This window comes from Thermococcus sp. Bubb.Bath, assembly GCF_012027595.1.
Taxonomy (GTDB): Archaea; Methanobacteriota_B; Thermococci; order Thermococcales; family Thermococcaceae; genus Thermococcus.
Genome location: NZ_SNUR01000023.1, coordinates 1 through 496, shown reverse-complemented (window position 1 = coordinate 496; position 496 = coordinate 1). Strand labels below are relative to the sequence as shown.

Genomic DNA, 496 nt, shown 5'->3' with positions numbered 1-496 from the left:
AGAAAGTCTCTCACCTTAGGGAGCTTGAGAAGCTCCTCAAGGAGGATAATGCAGTAAAGAGCGTTCAGATACGCTACGAAGACGGCAGCGGGCAGAAGATACTCCTCACCAACGAGGGGACCAGAATAGAGTGGGACTACAACTACCTCTTCCAGGGAACCTACGTTACCGGAAAGAAGGAAGGAAAGCTTGCGATGGCAAGGGACAGCATCGGAGCCGTTGACTACGGCTGGGAGCTCATGACAGACTACGAGCCCAACGAGAAGGTGACTGAGAGGCTCCTCAGGAAGATGCACTCCCAGCTGGACGGCATCGCTCCAAAGCGCGGCGAGTGGCCTATCGTAGCGGGCCCAATAGTCGTCGGCATCATCGCCCACGAAGCTCTTGGCCACCTTGCAGAGGCGGACTTAACGATAAACTCACCGTTTAAGGACCTCATCGGCAAGCAGATTGCCCCAGAGTATGTCACAATGAGCGAGCGCTACGTTGAGGGCGG

At 55.6% G+C, this 496-nt stretch carries 1 protein-coding gene; it reads left to right on the top strand.

Features of this window, described 5'->3' with window-relative positions; translation table 11 throughout:
* A partial coding sequence (locus tag E3E29_RS11335) for a metallopeptidase TldD-related protein (protein WP_240922870.1) occupies nt 1-496 on the top strand: 496 nt, incomplete at both ends.